This window comes from Chryseobacterium sp. 22532 (assembly GCF_052044665.1).
Classification (GTDB): Bacteria; Bacteroidota; Bacteroidia; order Flavobacteriales; family Weeksellaceae; genus Chryseobacterium; species Chryseobacterium lathyri.
The window spans coordinates 1-1,043 of the sequence record NZ_JBQENJ010000016.1; the positions used below are offsets into that span (position 1 = coordinate 1).

Annotated in this window: 1 pseudogene; it reads left to right on the top strand. The window is 40.0% G+C overall.

Annotated features, from left to right (window positions below):
• Positions 1-1,043, top strand: a pseudogene (locus tag ACTJIV_RS20300) (DUF2723 domain-containing protein); the annotation flags it as partial.

Sequence of the window (1,043 nt, forward strand, 5' to 3'; positions counted from 1 at the left end):
CTTTCAGTAGGGGTTCATATGATGGGGATGCTTGCAGTTCCGGCGGTATGTCTGGTATACTATGCAAGAAATTATAAATTTACCTGGAAGAACTTTATCTGGGCCAACGCAATCACACTGGGAATCCTGATCATTGTTTTCAAAATTATCTTCCCATTGATCATGACGATGTTCGGAAGACTGGAAATATTCTTTGTGAACGGGCTTGGACTTCCTTTCCATTCAGGAACGATAGTAGCATTTATTCTGATGGTTGTAATATCTTATCTCCTGATTAAATATGCCAGAAGAGCAAAGAAAAATATATATCAGACGGCTGCACTGTCAGTGGTTTATATGATCATTGGATTCTCATGCTGGATGGTTATTCCTATCAGAGCGAATGCGAATCCACCAATGAACCTTAATGATCCTGATACTGCCATTGGTATGCTGGATTATTACAACAGGGAGCAATACGGTGACTGGCCGACTATCTACGGTCAAAACTATACCGCTTTCCTTGATGCCAACGGAATTGAGAAGAATGAAGACGGAAGCTTCAAAACGAAGAAAACCGGAGAAATCTATGAAAAAGATGAAAAAACCGGAACTTACAGAAAAACCGGGGACCGATTCAATTACCTATTCAGTAAATCTCAGATTAGCCTGATGCCAAGAATGTTCAATCAGGACAAGGATGTAATGGCAAACTACATTTCTATGTACGGAGCTCCTGACTTTACCTTCAATTATGCCAATGAAGATGTGGCAGACAATCCTGAGGCAAAACAGATCTTTGATGAACTGAGAGCTAAATATGAAGACAAATCCATTACGGCAGCTGATTACCTGAAAGTGAAACCTTACAACCTGATCAATGTTCAGAAGCCTTCACTGGCTCAGAATATGGACTATTTCATTACATTCCAGAATGGGTATTATTTTGTAAGATACCTGATGTGGAACTTTGTGGGAAGACAAAATGATCTTGAAGGAAATATGGAAAACACCAAAGGAAACTGGATCTCCGGAATTCCTTTCATCGATAATGCACTGCTTGG